This window comes from Mycobacterium ulcerans subsp. shinshuense (assembly GCF_002355775.1).
Lineage (GTDB): Bacteria > Actinomycetota > Actinomycetes > Mycobacteriales > Mycobacteriaceae > Mycobacterium > Mycobacterium marinum.
In genome coordinates, this window is sequence record NZ_AP017624.1 from 5114727 (window position 1) to 5136187 (window position 21461).

The window sequence follows — 21461 nt, forward strand, 5'->3', positions numbered from 1 at the left end:
TATCTGCTCTGCAGACCCAGTAAATAATCCGAGCAGGTCACAACCCAATCACAGGACTTTATACCCCGGCCTGCCCCCCACCCGGTAACCCGCCTTTTCGGGTTTGATGTGCCGGGTTGGACACCCGTTGCGGTGCGCTGATGTGAGCCTTGGGTGAGCCGATGTGAGGTTTGTCGCCTTGCGATGAATCGCAAGGCGGCGTGCGCGGCGACGGGAGTTTGGCCTGGTGCGCGACGCCGGCAGGGGCTCCCCGGGTGACGCAATGGGCGAACTCTTTGCCGCAGTAATGGCCAGACAGCACGGCGATGGCAATATCGGCGGTACGTGAATTTCTCGGAGGCCTAGGGATGCACCAGGATTTCCGGCTCTTACGAGTCGTCAGCGCCGACGGGATTTGCCGGGCCACCATCGACCACCCGCCGGTCAACCTCTTAGACGTTGACCTGCTGACCGAAATCGAAATCCTCACCAACCAAGTCGCGGCCGACAACGAGGTGCGGGTGTTGATCGTCGACTCGGCCGATCCGGAATTCTTCATCGCGCACGCCGATGTCTCGCTAATCAGTGACTTGCCGGCCGACGACACCGCCCGCCATGACGAGCTGTCGCGATTCAATGCCGCCATGCAAGCGTTGCGCGGCCTGCCCAAGGCCACGATCGCCGTCATCGAGGGCGCGTGCCGCGGCGACGGCTGCGAGTTCGCGATGGCGTTCGACATGCGCTACGCCGCGCTGGGCACGACGGTGCTGGGCCACCCCGAGGTGTCGGTGGGCATCATCCCCGGGGGCGGCGGCACCCAACGGCTACCGCACCTGGTCGGCCGTGCACGGGCGCTCGAGGTGATCCTCGGATGCCGGGACATCGACGCTGCGACGGCCCAGGCCTGGGGGTATGTCAATCGGGCGCTGCCGGGCGAGGAGCTGTGGCGATTCGTCGACAAGCTCGCCGGGCGCATCGCGTCGTATCCCGAAGACGCCATCGCGGCGGCCAAGCGCGCCGTGGACGTCGCACTGGACCCGCGAACAGATCTGACTACCGGTCTGCGCATCGAGGATCAGCTCTTACGCGAAACGCTCGCGCTGCCGGACACCCGCCGGCGATTGCAGGCGGTCATCGAGGCCGGCGCCCAGACCCGAGAATTCGAGCTGGGCGCCGCCCCGAAACCTCCTGCGACTTAACCGAGGACCAGCGACTCGCCGTCGGCGCTGACATTGACCGGCACCGTGTCGCCGTCGTGCACCTGACCGGCCAGCAGCATCTTGGCCAACTGGTCGCCGATCGCCTGTTGCACCAACCGGCGCAACGGGCGGGCGCCGTACACGGGGTCGAATCCGCGCTGCGCCAGCCATTCCTTGGCCGGCAGCGACACCTCGAGTTGCAGACGACGCTGGGCCAGCCGTTTGTCCAGCTGTTGGAGCTGGATGTCGACGATCTGCACCAGTTCGTCGGGGTTGAGGGCGTCGAAGATCAGCACATCGTCGAGCCGGTTGATGAACTCCGGCTTGAAGGCCGCCCGCACCGCCGCCATCACCTGGTCCGGGGTGCCGCCCGACCCGAGGTTGGACGTCAAGATCAGGATGGTGTTGCGGAAGTCGACCGTACGGCCCTGCCCGTCGGTCAGCCGGCCCTCGTCGAGAACCTGCAGCAGCACGTCGAACACGTCCGGGTGGGCCTTCTCGATCTCGTCGAACAGGATCATCGTGTAGGGACGCCGCCGCACCGCCTCGGTCAGCTGACCGCCCTGGTCGTAACCGATGTAGCCGGGAGGGGCCCCGACGAGGCGGGCCACCGAGTGCTTCTCGCCGTACTCGCTCATGTCGATGCGCACCATCGCGCGCTCGTCGTCGAACAAGAACTCCGCCAGCGCCTTGGCCAGCTCGGTCTTGCCGACACCGGTGGGGCCGAGGAACATGAACGAGCCGGTCGGCCGGTTGGGGTCGGCGACCCCGGCCCGAGAGCGCCGCACGGCGTCAGAGACGGCCTGCACTGCCTTCTTCTGCCCGATGACGCGGTGGCCCAGCTCGTCTTCCATTCGCAGCAGCTTGGCCGTCTCGCCTTCGAGCATGCGTCCGGCGGGAATGCCGGTCCATGCCGACACCACCTCGGCGATGTCGTCGGGACCGACCTCTTCCTTGAGCATCATCTGCTCTCGGGCTTGCGCGTGCGGCACGGCAGCGTCGAGCTTCTTCTCCATCTCCGGTATGCGCCCGTAGCGCAGCTCGGCTGCCTTGGCCAGGTCACCATCGCGCTCAGCGCGCTCGGATTCCCCACGCAGGGCGTCCAACTGCTCTTTGAGCTCGCGGACGATCTCGATGGAGTTCTTCTCGTTCTGCCATCTGGTCGTGAGTTCTGCCAGCTCTTCTTTCTTGTCGGCCAGCTCGGCGCGCAGCTTTTCCAGCCGATCTTTGGAGGCGTCGTCCTCTTCCTTGGACAGCGCCATTTCTTCGATCTCCAGCCGGCGCACCAGCCGCTCGACCTCGTCGATCTCGACGGGGCGCGAATCGATTTCCATCCGCAGCCGGCTGGCAGCCTCGTCAACGAGGTCGATGGCCTTGTCCGGCAGGAACCGCGCGGTGATGTAGCGGTCGGACAGCGTCGCGGCGGCCACCAGCGCGGAGTCGGTGATCCGGACGCCATGGTGCACCTCGTAGCGGTCCTTGAGTCCGCGCAGAATGCCGATGGTGTCCTCCGCCGAGGGCTCACCGACGTACACCTGCTGGAAGCGGCGTTCCAGTGCGGCGTCCTTCTCGATGTGCTTGCGGTACTCGTCGAGCGTGGTGGCACCGACCAACCGGAGCTCGCCGCGGGCCAGCATGGGCTTGATCATGTTGCCGGCGTCCATCGCACCTTCACCGGTCGCGCCGGCACCGACGATGGTGTGCAGCTCGTCGATGAAGGTGATGATCTGCCCGGCCGAGTTCTTGATGTCGTCGAGGACGGCCTTGAGCCGCTCCTCGAATTCACCCCGGTACTTCGAGCCGGCCACCATCGAGCCGAGGTCCAGCGCGACGATCGTCTTGTCACGCAGACTCTCTGGGACGTCGCCGGCCACGATGCGCTGGGCCAGACCCTCCACGATCGCGGTCTTGCCGACGCCGGGTTCACCGATGAGCACCGGGTTGTTCTTGGTGCGCCGCGACAGGACCTGAACCACGCGGCGAATCTCGTTGTCTCGCCCGATCACCGGGTCGAGCTTTCCTTCACGGGCCCGCGCGGTCAGGTCGGTCGAGTATTTCTCCAGCGCCTGGTACGTCGCTTCCGGTTCGGGGCTGGTCACCCGGGCGCTACCGCGTACCTTGACGAACGCCTCGCGCAGAGCCTGCGGCGAGGCTCCGTGCCCGGTCAATAGCTTGGCGACCTCGGAGTCGCCGGTGGCCAGCCCGACCAGCACGTGCTCGGTGGAGACGTACTCGTCGTCCATCTCGGTAGCCAGTTGCTGGGCGGTGGTGATGGCGGCCAGTGACTCGCGGGATAACTGCGGCTGCGTGCTGGCCCCACTGGCCTGCGGCAACCGGTCAACTAGGCGCTGCGCCTCGGTGCGGATGGTGGCGGGGTCGACGCCAACGGCCTCGAGCAGCGGCGCGGCTATGCCATCGGCCTGCGTCAACAGGGCCATCAGCAGATGCGCCGGCCGAATTTCGGGATTGCCGGCAGCCGAAGCCGCCTGCAGAGCCGACGTCAGGGCCGCCTGCGTCTTGGTGGTCGGGTTGAAAGAATCCACGACAGCTCCGTTCGGGGTAAGTATCTGAAAAAATGGTTCTCGGGTTGTGCAACGCCGTCAAGGTTGAGTCTGTTCCGCTCAACTCTAGCTTTTTTGTCTGCCGGTAATCCAGGGCGGGTCCGACCTACCGGCCAGCGCCCGGCAAATAGCTCGGCAACCCCGGCGGGCATGGCGGCGCGGGGTCGGGTGGGCCCCGCATGACCATCTCTCATCGGCGACTAGCTGCGAGTTCCAGCGGCACCGCGGACCACCTTGGGCCGTGCACCGCGCGCCAGTAGCCCAATCGCGATCCCCGGTGCGTCCCGGCAAGCCTAGAATCGTGGTCCGTGGGCCTTGAGGACCGAGACGCGCTGCGGGTGCTGCGGGACGCCTTCGCACCGCAACCCGACTTAGACCACAAAACGCAATCCAGCGAACTCGTCCGCAGCTTCTACACCAACTGGTTCTCCCTGGACAGTTCGGTGCGCGACTTGTTCCCACCCGAAATGAGCGGCCAGCGCGCAGCTTTCACACGTGCGCTGCACTGGGTGTACAGCGAGCTCGTCGCACAGTGCGCCGAGGAGCCGATTGCCTTCCTGGCACAGCTCGGCCGGGATCACCGCAAATACGGTGTGCAGCCAACTCAATACGAGACGTTGCGGCGCGCCCTGCAGACCACGTTGCGCAGTCATCTCGGCAGTTCCTGGACCGATTCGGTCGCGCGCGCCGCTGAGCAATCTCTCAATCTGATCGTCGGGGTGATGAGCGGCGCGGCCGATTCCGAGGACGGACCCGCGTGGTCGGACGCAACGGTAATCGAGCACATCCCGGCGTCGCGCGATCTGGCGGTGATCAGGCTGCAACTGGACCACCCAATGCCCTACCACCCCGGCCAATACGTCAATGTCCAAGTCCCGCAGTGTCCGCGTCGCTGGCGTTACCTCAGCCCCGCCATTCCGGCCGACCTCGAAGGGCGGATCGAATTCCATGTCCGCGTGGTACCCGGCGGGCTGGTCAGCACCGCGATGGTCAACGAAACTCGGACCGGCGACCGGTGGCGCTTGGCGAGCCCGCACGGCGGCTTGCACGTCGACCGCACCGGCGGTGACGTGCTCATGGTCGCCGGCAGCACCGGTCTGGCCCCGTTGCGGGCGCTGATTTTGGATATGGGCCGCTTTGTCGAGAATCCACGAGTGCACCTGTTTTTCGGCGCGCGCTACTTCTGCGAACTCTATGACCTGCGCACGCTTTGGCAGGTTGCGGCGCACAACCCGTGGCTTTCGGTTTCTCCAGTCGCCGAATACAAACTCGACCCGTCCTGGGCCACCGACTATCCCGATGTATCACCGCCGCGCGGCCTGCACGTGCGCCAGACCGGCCGGCTGGCCGAAGTGGTCACCAACTACGGCAACTGGGGCGATCGGCAAATCCTGATCTGCGGCGGGCCGGCCATGGTTCGCACCACCAAGGCCGCACTGATCGCCAAAGGCGCTCCGCGCGAACGCATCCAGCATGATCCACTGCCCTAGCGGCAAGCCACGACTACCAGGAAAGGCCCCGCGCTCAGCCACCGCAGCGGGGCACGCACGCTAGTCTGGCCGGCGTGCATGCCGCAACTCTGCGCGACCCGTTGTCATCGGTGGAAGCACAGTTCGTGCCCGCGACTGGAATGATCGGCACCTCGCTGACCGACGCCGGAGTGCAACTGCTCGGCCAACGGCGCGGCCTGGACGGCTACCTTGCCGCGGGCAAGACAATGGGAATACCGATTCTGTACCCCTGGGCAAATCGACTGGGCGAGAACACATATGACGCCGAAGGCAAGGAGGTAACACTGAACCCCGGCGCAAACGGGGTTCGGGTGGACCCCGCCGGCTTGCCGATCCATGGGGTCCTGGCCGCCTATCCCGGCTGGCGGGTCACGGCTCAGTCGGGCAACGAGCTCACCGCAGAGCTGGACTTCGGGGCCGACCCGGTGCTGCTGGCCAGCTTTCCGTATCCGCACGCGCTGTCGTTGACGGCGCGGCTGGCCGAACGGGTGCTGACACTGCGCACCACGGTGACCCCAACCGGTGACACGGCCGTGCCGTTGTGCTTCGGCTTCCACCCGTATCTGCAGTTGCCGGGTGTGCCCCGCACCGAGTGGGTCATCGAGACACCCCCGCTGCAGCAGCTCTGCCTCGACCAGCGCGGACTGCCCACCGGCGAGTCGGACCACCGGCCGGCGAAGACAGCGCCCCTGGGCGAGGGCACCTTTGACGACGGCTATGACCAGGTGACCGAGGGAGCGGTGTTCGCCGCGTCCGGTGGCGGGCGCCGCCTGGAGGTCCACTTCGAACAGGGGTATCCCGCGGCGCAGATCTTCGCGCCGATCGCCGAGGACGTGATCTGCTTCGAACCGATGCCCCCCCCCCGACGCGCTCCGGCGCGGCGGCTACCGTTGTGCGCCGATTGGCGAGTCGGCGATCGCGGTGTTCTCAATCCACGTCTAGCCAGAACAAGTCGCCTAGTCTGGTTTCGCCCCGCGGCGGCGGATATCGAGAGCGCGGCCGAAATTGGGCGCTGGGTGCAACAACCGATCACCGCGGCTCGCATATTTCGCCGTCCATCAATATCCGCCAACACAGCTTGTTTTCACAAAAGCCGCAATACCGGGTTGATGTTTCCGTTTCCTGCCGCACAGCCCATTTAGTATCACTCCGGATATCTACGCGCATCACCGTTGGCCACTCGGATACGGCGCGGTTGCCGATATTGACCAAAGCCCACGGCGCCGAAATGAACAGGGCAGCCGCGCAGAACTCGGCCCCCTCGATTCGGGCTGGCCGCACCACACTCCCCAATCCGCCGCGCTCGGCGGGCGGCCCGATCTCCAACATTTCCGAGCCCTGACAATGCGCGTGACGGGACCGATGCAGGCGCCGTCGTCAGCGGCCAGATCACCTGGCCAGGCGATACCTGCGACCACCCGACACGAACCGTCACGCGGGGGTGCGCGGACCGCCCACGGTCGCGTGGCACAGCGCGCCCAACACCTACCGATTAGAGCATTGTTCTAGAACCAGCTTCGAGTACCGGCGCCCTGGAGCCATGGGGCACTGCACCATTCGGCGCCGATACTGACGAATATTTTGGCTGATCCAGTCGCTTGAATGACGCGGCTACCTCCACCCGCACGACCGACCGGGAGCATCCCCATCGCCGACGCAATGGCGGTCCGTTCGCCGGCCTGGGGCGACTCGGCGCACAACGCGCCCTCGTTCGAGCCCGCGCGGTGCCGCTGGTTGCTGGGGCATGAACCTCACGCGCAACGATGGCGGGCCCGCGCGCGCCAGGCCCGTAGCCAACACCGAAAGCCGTTCACACTTGCGGTGCTCGAATTTGCCTCGTTCGACGACATTTTTGACAGTTTCATTTATACCTGGATGAATTTCGCTCGGCGATAGGTGCGCACAACGCGCATGTCAACGTCGCGTGTTTGCCCCAAACCCTGGAGCATGCCGACGGCACTCCAGTCGAATCCGGCGGGATTAAGAAACCCAGATTTTTTTGAGCAAATCAGTGGCTTTTTCGCCGTGCGCAACTGAATAATCTTGCTGCTGTCGGCACCGGACTCAGGGAGGTCGTGCGGATGCCGTAGCGCCACTGCACGTACCGGTCAAACGGTTCGAGTTAAGGATCTGAGTTAGGGACGGGTGCAGGGCTCCGGCGTTGTTGATTAGCAGGCTTGTGAGCTGGGTTGATGATCTTTGGTGCCGCGCTATTGGGGCCGGAGTGTAGGCACGGGCTATCTGGAGAACGATCGAGTTGGTTACTGTTCGTCGTTGGTCTGGAGTTGCCCGTGCCTATCGTTTCAGTATTGCCTGTGTCGTCGGTTCCAGAGGTGTTCGACCGCTGGAGTCCTGGTGAGCGCAGCGGGCTCATCGGATCGGAGTTTTTCGATGTGTTGGCCTCGGTGCCAGACCCGAGGGGCCCACGCGGTCGGAGGTATTCGCTGATGGCTTTGTTGGCGATCGCGGTTCTGGCCACTGCCGCGGGGATGCGCGGCTATGCTGGTTTTGCCACATGGGCGGCCACCGCTCCCGATGATGTGTTGGCCCAATTAGGGGTCCGGTTCCGGCGGCCCAGTGAGAAGACCTTCCGCGCTGTTTTGTCTCGGCTAGACCCCGCCGACCTCAACGCCAGGATGGGCAGTTACTTCACTGCACACGTGGCCAGCAGCGACCCCAGTGGATTGGTGCCGATCGCGTTGGACGGCAAGATGCTGCGTGGTGCTTTACGCGCCAAAGCGACAGCCACGCATCTCGTGTCGGTGTTCGCCCACCGTGCCCGATTGGTGCTCGGTCAACTCGCTGTCGCCGAGAAAAGCAATGAAATTCCCTGCGTACGTGCCCTGCTCACGCTGCTGCCGGGTAGCTTGCGGTGGCTGGTCACCGTGGATGCGATGCATACCCAGGTCGTCACCGCGAAGTTGATCTGCGCCACCTTGAAGTCGCACTACCTGATGATCGTCAAGTCCAACCAAGCCAAAATACTTGCGCGTATCACCGCGCTGCCCTGGGCCGAGGTGCCCGCAGCCGCTACCGATGACTCCCGCGGCCACGGCCGTGTCGAGACCCGCACCCTGCAAATCATCACCGCTGCACGAGGAATCGGCTTCCCCTACGCAAAACAAATCATCCGGATCACTCGTGAACGCTTGATCACCGCCACCGACCAGCGCAGCGTGGAGGTGGTCTATGCCATCTGCAGCCTGCCGTTCGAGCACGCCCGCCCTACCGCGATCATGACCTGGATGCGTCAACACTGGGGAATCGAGAACAGCCTGCACTGGATACGCGACGTCACCTTCGACGAAGACCGTCAAAGGGCACATACCGGAAACGGCGCACAGGTCCTAGCAACGCTACGCAACACCGCGATCAATCTGCACCGCCTCAACGGCGCCGACAACATCGCCGAAGCCTGCCGGATCACTGCTTTGACCGCCAACCGCCGCCTAGACCTCCTCAATCCACAATTCCCCAGCTCACAAGCCTGCTAATCAACAACGCCGGAGCCCTGGGGACGGGTGATGAATTTCGCGGTGCTGCCGCCGGAGATCAACTCGGCGCGCTTGACCATCGGCGCCGGGCTGGGACCGATGCTGGAGGCGGCCAATGCCTGGCAGGGTCTGGCTGGTGAGCTGGGCTCGGCCGCCTCGGCGTTCTCGTCGGTAACCACCGATCTGGTGAGCGGCGGCTGGCAGGGTGCGGCGTCGGCAGCGATGGCGAGTGCGGCGGCGCCGTACCTGAAGTGGCTGACTACCGCGGCAGCTCAGGCCGGGCAAGCCGCGACGCAAGTCCGATTGGCTGCGGCCGCATTCGAGGCGGCGCTGGCCGCGACGGTGCACCCAGCCGCGATCTCCGCCAACCGCTCCCAATTCGTATCCCTGGTGGTCTCTAACCTATTGGGGCAGAATGCCCCCGCGATCGCCGCCGCTGAGGCCGCCTATGAGCAGATGTGGGCCCAAGACGTTGCCGCGATGTTTGGCTACCGTTCCGGAGCGGAATCGATCGCCGCGGCGTTGACACCATTCCCGCTGCAGGCCGCCGGGTCGGTCGTCACCGCCAACCTGGGCTTTGCAAACGTCGGCTTCCGCAACTTCGGTAATGGAAATGTCGGCGACTACAACCTCGGCTCGGGAAACCTCGGCTCGGAAAATGTCGGCAGCTCCAACATCGGCAGCGGCAACATTGGTTTCGGAAACTCGGGGCCCGCACTGACAGCGGCCCTCAACAACATCGGCTTCGGGAATACCGGTAGCAACAATATTGGCTTCGGCAACACCGGCAACAACAACATCGGCTTCGGCAACACCGGCGACAACAACCGCGGCATCGGACTCACCGGCACCGGCCAATTCGGGTTCGGCGGCCTGAACTCGGGCAGCGGCAACATCGGGTTGTTCAACTCGGGCACCGGCAATTTCGGTATTGGGAACTCGGGAACCGGCAACTGGGGAATCGGGAACTCCGGCAACAGCTACAACACCGGCATCGGCAACTCGGGTGACGCCAACACCGGCTTCTTCAATGCCGGCGTCGCCAACACCGGCATCGGCAACGTGGGCAGCTACAACACCGGTGGCTTCAACCCTGGCGATGCCAACACCGGCGGTTTCAACACGGGTAGCTACAACACGGGTTACCTGAATCGCGGCGACTACAACACCGGCGTTGCGAACTTCGGCAATGTCGACACCGGCGACTACAACAACGGCTTCCTCTGGCGCGGCGACAACCAGGGTCTGATCTTCGGAGAGCCCGGTTTTGGGAACTCGACCACCGTCCCCTCCTCGGGTTTCTTCAACAGTGGCGAAGGTAGCGCCTCAGGGTTCTTCAACTCCGGCGCCAACAACTCTGGCTTCTTCAACGATTCCTCGGGGCCCGTCGGCAACTCGGGTTTCGCCAACACCGGCGTGCTGCAGTCAGGTCTGGTGAACTCGGGCAACACCATATCCGGTTTGCTCAACTCGAGCCTGGTGCCCATAACGACGCCGGCCTACATCTCCTGTGTCTTGAACACCGGTAGCAGCCTAGCCGGATTCCTGCTTGGCCCAACACTGGTCAACATCGGCTTCGCCAACGACGGCGTCGGAAACATATTGGCCCATGCCAACGTTGGCAACTTCAACATCGGCGGAAACGGCAACGTCGGCGACTACAACATCTTCGGCAGCGGCAATGCCGGCAGTTACAACATCTTCGGCAGCGGCAACATCGGCAGCCTCAACTTGGGCAGCGGAAACTTCGGCGGAACGAATTTCGGCAGCGGCAACATCGGCAGCCTCAACCTCGGCTCGGCCAATATCGGCAGTTACAACATCGGTTCGGCAAGCCTCGGTAGCTACAACGTCGGATTCGGAAACCTCGGTGACTACAACACCGGCTTCGGCAACGCCGGCAGCTACAACCAAGGTCTGGCCAACACCGGCAGCAACAACACCGGGTTCGCCAACACCGGCAACGGGAACATCGGCATCGGACTGACCGGTGACGGCCAGATCGGAATCGGCGCACTGAACTCCGGCATCGGCAACGCGGGCTTGTTCAACTCGGGAACCGACAACGTCGGCCTGTTCAACTCGGGCAGCGGAAACATCGGGATCGGAAATTCGGGCAGCGGGAACACGGGCCTGCTCAATGCGGGCGTTGCGAACTGGGGCCTGGAGAATCCCGGCACCGCGAACACCGGTATCGGTAACGCCGGCCAGTACAACACGGGCCTGCACAACGTCGGAGCGGCCAACACCGGCCTCTACAACAACGGCAGCTACAACACCGGTGGCTTCAACGTGGGCAGCACCAACACCGGCAGCTTCGATGCGGGTAGTGCGAACACGGGCAACTTCAACGCCGGTGACACCAACACGGGCTCCTACAACCCCGGGAACGTCAACACCGGCTTCTTCGACACCGGGAACTACAACAACGGCTTCTTCGTGACCAGCGACAACCAAGGTCAGATCGCGATCAACCTATCGGTCACCACTCCGCACATTCCCATCGATGTGCAGTCGATCGTGCCGGTGAATCAGGTATACACGCTGGGCGGCAACACGATACAAGTCAGCGAGGCTGGATCGGTCTTCCCCAGGACCTACTATCTGGGCGGCCTGTTCTTCCTGGGACCGATCAACCTCGGCACCTCCACCCTGACGATTCCCACCGTGACAATCGCCCTCGGTGGACCGAGCACGAACATACCGATCAGTATCGTCGGCGCCGTCGAAAGCCGCACGATCACCTTCCTGGACATCCCGGCAGCGCCCGGCTTCGGAAACACCACCGCCGGCCCGTCGTCAGGCTTTTTCAACTCCGGCACCGGAGGCAACTCCGGCTTCGCCAACTTTGGCGCCGCCAGTTCGGGCCTGTGGAACAGCGGGGTGGCGGCGGCCGGAAACTCGGGCGTGCAAAACTTCGGCTCGCTGGCATCAGGCTGGGCGAACCTGGGCAACACACTGTCGGGCTTCTACAACACCAGTACGGCGAACCTCGCTGCACCAGCCAATCTTTCGGGTCTATTCAACGTCGGCACCGACCTGGCGGGTGTGCTTCGCGACGCCAACGGAACAATCTTGAATCTGGGCCTTGCCGACCTGGGCCACCTCAACGTGAGCAGCGGAAACGTCGGCGACTTCAATGTGGGCAGCGCAAACATCGGTAGCGCGAACTTCGGATTCGGCAACGTCGGCTCCGACAACCTCGGCAGCGGGAACATCGGCAGCGGCAACATCGGGTTCGCAAACGCCGGAGCGCGGCTGACGGACGCGTTCAACAACATCGGCTTCGGCAACACCGGCGACAACAACATCGGCTTCGGCAGCACCAGCAACGGCAACTTCGGCTTCGGCAACACCGGCAACGGCAACATCGGCATCGGCCTTACCGGTGCTGGCCAGCGGGGCGTGAATTTCGCCGGCGGGTTGAACTCGGGTAGCGGCAACATCGGGTTGTTCAACTCGGGCACCAACAACGTCGGTATCGGAAACTCCGGAACCGGAAACTCGGGTATCGGCAACAGCGGCAGCCTCAACACCGGATTCGGCAATGCCGGCAGCACCAATACGGGCCTGTTCAACACCGGGATGGTCAACACCGGTATCGCCAATGTGGGTGACTACAACACCGGCTGGCTCAACACGGGTGACGTCAACACCGGCGCCGCCAACCGGGGCGACTACAACACGGGCTGGTACAACACGGGCAACTACAGCACCGGCTTTGCCAACGCTAGCAACATCGATACCGGCCTGCTGATCAGTGGTGACATGGGCAACGGCTTCGCCTGGCGCGGCGACCAGCAGGGCCAGGTGAGCGCCAGCTATGTCATCCATGTTCCGGAGATTCCAGCGCATGTCGACGCCAGCGCCCCCATCAACATCCCGCTCACCGCCAACTTCACCAACACGCTGTACAGCGGAATAACGATGGAGGACATCAACTTCGGTTTTACCGTCGCGATTGGGCCGCTACCTGTCTTGACCGGAACGATCGACTCCGTCACCCTTGCCCCGATCACGGCCACCGGTCCGGCGATTTCGTTCAACATCGGCGACCCCAAGGGGACGACGGTGGTGTCGATCCCCGCCACCGCCAGTCTCGGCCCCGTCGACTGGACCATCTTCGACATCCCGGCGGTCACCGGCTTGTTCAACTCCACCAGCAGCCCGTCATGGGTTTCTTCAACGGCGGCACCGGAACGGTATCGGGGATCGCGAATTTCGGCGGCGACATCTCCGGCTTCCAGAACTTCGGGACCTCGGCAGTATCGGGCTTCAAGAACGTCGGCTCGCTGCAATCGGGTCTGCTGAACATCGGCGACACCGTCTCCGGCCTGTTCAATACCGGCATCGGGACACCCGCCAATGTCTCGGGCGTGTCGAACATCGGCACTACCCTCGCGGGCATCTTCGTCGACCAGGCGTCTGGAATGTCAACCTTCAGTTTGGGACTGGCCGACATCGGCCAGGCCAACGTGGGCTTCGGCAACACCGGCGACTTCAATCTCGGCTTCGCCAACCTTGGCGACGAGAACCTGGGCCTTGGCAACAGCGGATTCAACAATCTCGGCTTGGCCAACCTCGGCAACTTCAACGTCGGCTCGGCGAACCTGGGTGGCTACAACATCGGCTCGTCCAACCTCGGCGACTACAACGTCGAATTCGGCAACGCGGGCGGCTTCAATCAGGGCCTTGCCAACAGCGGCAACAACAACATCGGTATCGGGCTCACCGGCGACAACCAGCAGGGCTTCAATTTTGGTGGCGGCCTGAACTCCGGCACCGGCAACACCGGACTGTTCAACTCCGGCACCAACAACACCGGAATCTTCAACTCCGGCACCAACAACACCGGAATCTTCAACTCCGGCAACGCAAACTGGGGCATCGGCAACACCGGCGTCACCAATACGGGCGTCTTCAACTCGGGTCAGATCAACACCGGATTGTGGAATGCGGGCAACGTCAACACCGGAATCGGCAACCCGGGCAACTACAACACTGGTTTTGCCAACTCCGGCGACGTCAACACCGGCGCATTCATCTCGGGCAACTACAGCAACGGCTTGTTGTGGCGGGGCGACTATCAGGGCCTGTGGGGCATCGATTACGCGATCACCATTCCCGACACCGCGATCCCACTGAACCTGGATGTGCCGGTCTACCTCGACATCCCCATCACCGGCACACTCGGGGTCTTCACCGTCGACGGATTCACCATCCCGGCGTCCACCGTCGAATTGGACATCGTCGGCATCGGGTTCAAGGCCGTCCATGTCAGCGCGATCAAGTTCCCCAACCTCGAGCTGGGCCTACCCGCAATTGACATCAACATCGGTACCGGACCGGAACCGTTGATCCACATCGTCGGCACCGGCGGCCTGCTGCCGATCAAGATCCCGATCATCGACATTGCGGCCGCCCCCGGTTTCGGTAACTCCACGACAACTGCGTCCTCGGGCTTCTTCAACACCGGCAGCGGCACCGCCTCCGGGTTCGGTAACACAGGCGGCAACAATTCCGGGTTCTTCAACCTCGCTTCGGGCAGCTCCGGAATATCGGGCTACCAGAACCTCGGCGATCTGGTGTCGGGCATGTCCAACCTGGGCAACAGCGTCTCGGGCTTTTTCAACACGAGCTCCCTGGGCGTATCGATACCGGCCGACATCTCCGGCGCCGCCAACATCGGCACCAACATCGCAGGGTTCTTCAATGACAACCCAATCGGCAACCTGGGCATCGCCAACCTCGGCAACGGAAACATCGGCGACGGAAACATCGGCAGTTTTCGGCAATGTCGGTGCCAACAACTTCGGCAGCGGCAATATCGGGAGCTTCAACTTCCTCTCCGGTAACCACGGGACATACAACTTCGGGCTGGGAAACCTGGGCGACTACAACGTCGGCTTCGGGAACGCGGGCAGTCTCAACCAGGGCTTTGCCAACACCGGCGACCACAACATCGGCATCGGCAACACTGGCAACAACAACATCGGCATCGGGCTCACCGGCGACAACCAGGTAGGTATCAACCTCGCCGGCGGGCTGAACTCCGGCACCGGAAATGCCGGCCTGTTCAACTCGGGCACCAACAACACCGGAATCTTCAACTCGGGCACCGGCAACACCGGCATCTTCAACTCCGGCACCGCAAACTGGGGCATCGGCAACTCCGGGACCGCCAATTCCGGCATCGCCAACTCGGGCAGCACGAACTGGGGCCTGTGGAACCCGGGCACCGGCAACACCGGCATCGCAAACGCAGGCGACTACAACACGGGTCTGTACAACGCCGGCCACACCAACACCGGCCTGGCCAACCCCACCGACTACAACACCGGCTTTTTCAACACCGGCGACTACAACACCGGCCTGGCGAACGCAGGCAACTACAACACCGGTTTCTTCAACACCGGCGACTACAACACCGGCCTGGCGAACACGGGCGACGTCAACACCGGCGCATTCATCTCCGGCAACTACAGCAACGGCATGTTCTGGCGCGGGGACTACCAAGGGCTAGTGGGCGCCCACTACGAGATCTTCATTCCCGAATTCCCGGTGCTCAACTTCGATTTGAACATCCCGGTCGACATCCCGATCTACCTCGATCTCGGCAGCCTGGCCCTCAACGGCTTCACGATTCCCACCATCACGATCGACGCCCTGTCGATCACCGATTTCAAAATCGGGCCGATCACCATCCCGACCATCAAGGGCATTCTGCCGGTCATCGATATCAACATCGGCAACCCCGACGGTTCCAGCTCGATCCCCATCGCGATTCGCAGCGGCTTGGGACCCATCAGCATCGTCTTGCTCGACATCCCCGCGGCGCCCGGGTTCGGAAACTCGACCTCGGCCCCGTCGTCGGGCTTCTTCAACTCCGGCACCGGAACCGCCTCGGGCTTCGGAAACGTCGGCGCAAACAATTCGGGCTTCTGGAACACCGGCTTCGGCGACATCGGCAGTTCCGGCTTGCAGAACTACGGCCAACAACTCTCCGGCTGGGCGAACCTGGGCAACACCGTCTCGGGCTGGTACAACAGCAGCACGGCGGATCTTCCGACCGCGGCCAACCTCTCGGGCCTCTTCAACATCGGCACGGAGCTATCGGGGGTGCTGCGCGACTCGGCCGGCACGATCTTCAACGCGGGCCTGGGCGATTTGGGCCAGCTGAACCTGGGCAGCGGAAACGTCGGCGACTTCAACGTGGGCAGCGCAAACATCGGCAGCTTCAATGTCGGATTCGGAAACGTCGGCGCCGACAACCTCGGCAGCGGGAACATCGGCAGCGGCAATATCGGGTTCGGAAACGCCGGAGCGGGCTTGACGGAGGCGTTCAACGACATCGGCTTCGGCAACGTCGGCGACACCAACATCGGGTTCGGCAACACCGGCAATGGCAACCTCGGCTTCGGCAACACCGGCAACGGCAACATCGGCATCGGGCTCAGCGGCGACGGCCAGATCGGGTTCGGCCCGCTCAATGACGGCGTCGGCAACGCGGGCCTGTTCAACCTGGGCGACTTCAACACGGGACTGGCCAACGCCGGCAACGACAACCAGGGCTGGTCGAACACCGGAAGCAACAACATCGGGCTGTTCAACACCGGGGACAACAACGTCGGCATCGGGCTCATCGGCGACGGCCGAGTCGGGTTCGGGTCGCTGAGTTCGGGTGCCGGCAACACCGGCTTCTTCAACTCCGGGACCTCGAATGCCGGCATGTTCAACTCCGGCACCGGCAACGTCGGCTTCTTCAACTCCGGCACCGGCAACGTCGGCATCGGGAACATGGGTACCGGCGGCATCGGCATCGGTCTGCAGGGTGACAACCTGGTGGGCATCGGCGGCCTGAACTCGGGCAGCTTCAACGTCGGCCTCTTCAACTCCGGCACCGGCAATGTCGGCATCGGCAACTCCGGCACCGGCAACTGGGGCATCGGAAACTCCGGCAGCCACAACAGCGGCATCGGCAACACGGGCAGCTACAACACCAGCTTGTTCAACTCCGGTTCCTTCAACACCGGCATCGCCAACCCCGGCAATTTCAACACCGGCTTGTTCAACATCGGCGTCTTCAACACCGGCATCGCCAACCCCGGCGACTACAACACCGGCTTCTACAACACCGGTGACTACAACACCGGCCTGGCAAACATCGGCAACTTCGACACCGGCGCCTTCATCACCGGCAACATGGCCAACGGCGTCTTCTGGCGGGCCAACAGCATGGGGCAGCTGTCCGCCCACTACGCCATCACGGTCAACAGGATTCCGGCATTCATGACCATCGATGCCCCGGTCAACATCCCTATCACCGGCACCATCACCGACATCTCGATCCCGGCCGTGACCTTCCCGAAAGTGCCCGCCACGGGCAAGGTCGACCTCGCCATCATCAGTGGCACGGTCATCGCACCGATCGGCCCCATCACCATCCACGGTGGCGACGCGTCGGCCCCGTTGAACACACCCATCGTCATCGACTTCGGCACCCAACCGGCGTTGCAGCTCAATCTCGGTAATCCCGATGGTTCCACCGTCGTTCACGTCGGTGGCTACTTCAACTTCGGCCCCGGCCAGATCCCGCTCATCGACATCAAACCGGCCGCCGGCTTCTTCAACGCGACCACCGGCCCGTCGTCGGGCTTCTTCAACCTGGGCGACGGAAGCGCGTCCGGCTTCGCCAACGTGGGTGCCAACAACTCGGGCATCTGGAACGTCGCCACCGCCGCCCTGGGCAACTCCGGCTTCCAAAACATCGGGTCGCAGCAATCCGGCCTGGCCAACCTCGGCAACGCCATCTCCGGTTTCCTCAACACCGGTGGCGCAACGCCGGCCAACCTCTCCGGATTCCAAAACATCGGCACCGACCTGGCCGGCTGGTACCGCAATGGGCCGGACGCAACGACCTTCAGCTTCGGCATCGCAAACCCCGGATTCTGGAACGTGGGCAGCGCCAACATCGGCAGCTACAACCTCGGAAACGCCAACATCGGCGATTCCAACTTCGGCTTCGGCAACCTCGGCAGCGCCAACCTCGGCAGCGCCAATCTCGGCGGCTTCAACCTCGGCAGCGCCAACATCGGCAGCTACAACTTCGGCTTCGCCAACACCGGCCCGGCGCTGTCGGACGCCATCGGCAACATCGGGTTCGGCAACACCGGAAGCTACAACATCGGGTTCGGCAACCCCGGCAACGGCAACCTCGGCTTCGCTAACACCGGCGACGGAAACATCGGGATCGGACTCGCCGGTGACACTATGACCGGATTCGGGGGCTGGAACTCGGGCAGCGGCAACATCGGCTTGTTCAACTCCGGCACCAACAACATCGGCTTCGGAAATTCCGGCACCGGCAACTGGGGCATCGGCAACTCCGGCAGCTACAACACCGGCATCGGCAACACCGGCACAACCAACACCGGGTTCTTCAACTCCGGCATGGTCAACACCGGCATCGGCAACGCGGGCAACTACAACACCGGCTGCTACAACAGCGGCGACTTCAATACCGGCAGTTTCAACCCGGGCGACTACAACACCGGCGGCTTCAATCCGGGCAACTACAACACCGGCTACTTCAACGAGGGCAATTCCAACACCGGCCTGGCCAACTCCGGCAACGTCAACACCGGCGCGTTCATCTCGGGCAATTACAGCAACGGGTTGCTGTGGCGCGGCGATTACCAGGGCCTGCTCGGCTTCACCTACGAGTCCACCGTTCCAGCGATCCCGTGGAATATCGGGGTGCACTCCGACATCGACATACCGATTACCGGCGCGATCAACACCATCACCCAGGACATGTTCACCATCGCCGAATTCGAGATACCAATCAGTCTGGAGACCACGATCTGCCTGATCTATGTTCCGTTCGTCGGCTGTGTGCTGCACGTATCGGTCACCGTTCCGATTACCACCGAACACGTCGGGCCGTTCGTCATCGATCCCAGTGTGATCAACCCGCAAAGCCCGATAAACACGGCCATCACGGACACCATCGACTTCTCCGACGCGGGCACCGTCGGCCCCGCCACCTTCGGCTTCAACTGGCAGCAGAGCCCTGGATTCTTCAACTCGTCGGACACGCCGTCGTCGGGCTTCTTCAATTCCGGAGCCGGAGGCGCGTCGGGCTTGCTCAACGACGCCCAAGGGGCAGGGCTCCGGCGTTGTTGATTAGCAGGCTTGTGAGCTGGGTTGATGATCTTTGGTGCCGCGCTATTGGGGCCGGAGTGTAGGCACGGGCTATCTGGAGAACGATCGAGTTGGTTACTGTTCGTCGTTGGTCTGGAGTTGCCCGTGCCTACCGTTTCAGTATTGCCTGTGTCGTCGGTTCCAGAGGTGTTCGACCGCTGGAGTCCTGGTGAGCGCAGCGAGCTCATCGGATCGGAGTTTCTCGATGTGTTGGCCTCGGTGCCAGACCCGAGGGACCCACGCGGTCGGAGGTATTCGCTGATGGCTTTGTTGGCGATCGCGGTTCTGGTCACTGCCGCGGGGATGCGCGGCTATGCTGGTTTTGCCACATGGGCGGCCACCGCTCCCGATGATGTGTTGGCCCAATTAGGGGTCCGGTTCCGGCGGCCCAGTGAGAAGACCTTCCGCGCTGTTTTGTCTCGGCTAGACCCCGCCGACCTCAACGCCAGGATGGGCAGTTACTTCACTGCACACGTGGCCAGCAGCGACCCCAGCGGATTGGTGCCGATCGCGTTGGACGGCAAGATGCTGCGTGGTGCTTTACGCGCCAAAGCGACAGCCACGCATCTCGTGTCGGTGTTCGCCCACCGTGCCCGATTGGTGCTCGGTCAACTCGCTGTCGCCGAGAAAAGCAATGAAATTCCCTGCGTACGTGCCCTGCTCACGCTGCTGCCGGGTAGCTTGCGGTGGCTGGTCACCGTGGATGCGATGCATACCCAGGTCGTCACCGCGAAGTTGATCTGCGCCACCTTGAAGTCGCACTACCTGATGATCGTCAAGTCCAACCAAGCCAAAATACTTGCGCGTATCACCGCGCTGCCCTGGGCCGAGGTGCCCGCAGCCGCTACCGACGACTCCCGCGGCCACGGCCGTGTCGAGACCCGCACCCTGCAAATCATCACCGCTGCACGAGGAATCGGCTTCCCCTACGCAAAACAAATCATCCGGATCACTCGTGAACGCTTGATCACCGCCACCGACCAGCGCAGCGTGGAGGTGGTCTATGCCATCTGCAGCCTGCCGTTCGAGCACGCCCGCCCTACCGCGATCATGACCTGGATGCGTCAACACTGGGGAATCGAGAACAGCCTGCACTGGATACGCGGCGTCACCTTCGACGAAGACCGTCAAAGGGCACATACCGGAAACGGCGCACAGGTCCTAGCAACGCTACGCAACACTGCGATCAATCTGCACCGCCTCAACGGCGCCGACAACATCGCCGAAGCCTGCCGGATCACCGCTTTGACCGCCAACCGCCGCCTAGACCTCCTCAATCCACAATTCCCCAGCTCACAAGCCTGCTAATCAACAACGCCGGAGCCCTGGCCCAAGGGGCCGTCTCGGGGATCGGAAACGCCTTCTTGGAGAGTTCGGGATTCTTCAACGCGGGCGGCCCGGGACTGTCCGGCCTCCAAAACGTCGGCACGCTCGAATCAGGCTGGGCGAACTTCGGCAACTCGCTGTCGGGCATCTACAACACCAGCATTCTGAACCTGATGGCCCAGGCCTTTGTCTCCGGCTTGGGCAACACCGGCCATGAGCTTTCCGGCTTCCTGAACGACGCGATGGCGTAACGGCACCCGGACCCGCGATCGGGGACGTCGCTCAATCCACCTGCGGCACCGCCTGATCGGCCGCGCCTGCCGCAAGTTGGCCCAGCGGACAATTCGAGGTGCGGCAACGGACAAAGCCGCATCGAATATCCCGCCGATTCCTGCCGAACCAATCCAAATCCAAAACGGACAAGACAAATCGGGCTAGCCTGGCCAGCAGAGAGTAGCCATTGGACATTGTGAATAGGTTTCACATTTTGCTATGCGAATGGTTTTCGCATTTGCTGTGTGCGCGGGGAGTGTTATGAGACAGCTCGCCATCCGCTTAGTAGCGGCGAGTAGGCGTTTTCGATGAGTTTTGTGCTGTTGCCGCCGGAGATCAATTCGGCCCGGATGCACCTCGGTGCTGGGCCGGGGCCCATGCTGGCGGCAGCGACGGCCTGGGATGGGCTGGCGGCCGAGTTGTTCGCCGCGGCAAGTGCGTTCGGGGCGGTGACCTCCGGCCTGGCGGGCGGGTCTTGGCAAGGTCCGGCGTCGACCGCGATGGCCAGCGCCGCACAGCCCTATCTGGTGTGGCTGACCACGGCAAGCGCCCAGGCCGAGCAGGCCGCCAGTCAGGTCCGGGCGGCGTTGGCTTCTTTCGAAGCGGCGCTGGTGGCCACGGTCAGTCCGCCGGCTATCGACGCAAACCGCACCGTCCTGACCGCACTGGTGAATGCGAACGTGCTGGGCCTGGCCGCGCCGGCGATCGCGGCCGTCGAAGCACAGTACGAGCAAATGTGGGCCCAGGACGTCGCCGCCATGCTCGGTTACCACGCCGGCGCCTCGGCGGCCGCCTCAGCATTGACGCCCTTTGCCGTGAGCGGATTGGTGCGCCAGCTTGGCAACGCCGCCGCCGCGAGCCTGGCCAGCGCGGCCCCGGCCAGCGCGGCGGTGGCCGCCGCCGCCGAGGCCGCGG

9 protein-coding genes and 3 pseudogenes are annotated in these 21461 nt (G+C 63.5%); 10 read left to right on the plus strand and 2 right to left on the minus strand.

Annotation, left to right across the window (positions count from 1 at the left end; genetic code table 11):
• Positions 1-305: 305 nt before the first annotated feature.
• On the plus strand, positions 306-1178 hold the full coding sequence (locus SHTP_RS22855; protein ID WP_231991667.1) for an enoyl-CoA hydratase/isomerase family protein: 873 nt from the start codon (positions 306-308) through the stop codon (positions 1176-1178).
• Here SHTP_RS22855 and clpB read toward each other — a convergent pair.
• Entirely contained in the window at positions 1175-3721 is a 2547-nt protein-coding gene (gene clpB, locus SHTP_RS22860; RefSeq protein WP_096371869.1) for an ATP-dependent chaperone ClpB, read from the minus strand. The two genes, SHTP_RS22855 and clpB, sit on opposite strands and share 4 nt — an antisense overlap.
• 326 nt (positions 3722-4047) lie before the next feature.
• Here clpB and SHTP_RS22865 point away from each other — a divergent pair, with 326 nt between their 5' ends.
• Together SHTP_RS22865 and SHTP_RS22870 are read left to right on the plus strand one after the other, a co-directional pair.
• Positions 4048-5229: an FAD-binding oxidoreductase gene (locus tag SHTP_RS22865; protein WP_096371870.1), complete on the plus strand. Its 1182-nt coding sequence runs from the start codon at positions 4048-4050 to the stop codon at positions 5227-5229.
• Between the two features lie 74 nt (positions 5230-5303).
• A pseudogene (locus tag SHTP_RS22870) lies at positions 5304-6192 on the plus strand (aldose 1-epimerase).
• 87 nt (positions 6193-6279) lie between these two features.
• Here the strand turns inward: SHTP_RS22870 and SHTP_RS22875 are convergent.
• Positions 6280-6579 (minus strand): hypothetical protein, encoded by a 300-nt coding sequence (locus tag SHTP_RS22875; RefSeq protein ID WP_096371871.1) that lies wholly within the window; start codon positions 6577-6579, stop codon positions 6280-6282.
• Between the two features lie 962 nt (positions 6580-7541).
• Here SHTP_RS22875 and SHTP_RS22885 point away from each other — a divergent pair.
• From SHTP_RS22885 to SHTP_RS30775, 7 genes and pseudogenes are all read left to right on the plus strand, one after another.
• Positions 7542-8744, plus strand: coding sequence for an ISAs1-like element IS2404/ISMul1 family transposase (locus tag SHTP_RS22885; RefSeq protein WP_420873041.1), 1203 nt, complete (start codon positions 7542-7544; stop codon positions 8742-8744).
• 30 nt (positions 8745-8774) lie between these two features.
• Positions 8775-13055, plus strand: coding sequence for a PPE domain-containing protein (locus tag SHTP_RS30760; protein WP_420866628.1), 4281 nt, complete (start codon positions 8775-8777; stop codon positions 13053-13055).
• Positions 13056-13186: 131 nt separating this feature from the next.
• Positions 13187-13900, plus strand: a pseudogene (locus tag SHTP_RS30765) (pentapeptide repeat-containing protein); the annotation flags it as partial.
• 556 nt (positions 13901-14456) lie between these two features.
• Complete coding sequence (locus tag SHTP_RS30770; RefSeq protein WP_477505894.1) at positions 14457-18929, plus strand: beta strand repeat-containing protein; 4473 nt, start codon at positions 14457-14459, stop codon at positions 18927-18929.
• 123 nt (positions 18930-19052) lie between these two features.
• Positions 19053-20255: an ISAs1-like element IS2404/ISMul1 family transposase gene (locus SHTP_RS22895; RefSeq protein WP_420873042.1), complete on the plus strand. Its 1203-nt coding sequence runs from the start codon at positions 19053-19055 to the stop codon at positions 20253-20255.
• 56 nt (positions 20256-20311) lie between these two features.
• Entirely contained in the window at positions 20312-20524 is a 213-nt protein-coding gene (locus SHTP_RS22900; protein ID WP_096371875.1) for a hypothetical protein, read from the plus strand.
• 372 nt (positions 20525-20896) lie between these two features.
• Positions 20897-21292 (plus strand): annotated as a pseudogene (locus SHTP_RS30775) (PPE family protein); the annotation flags it as partial.
• Positions 21293-21461: the final 169 nt, after the last annotated feature.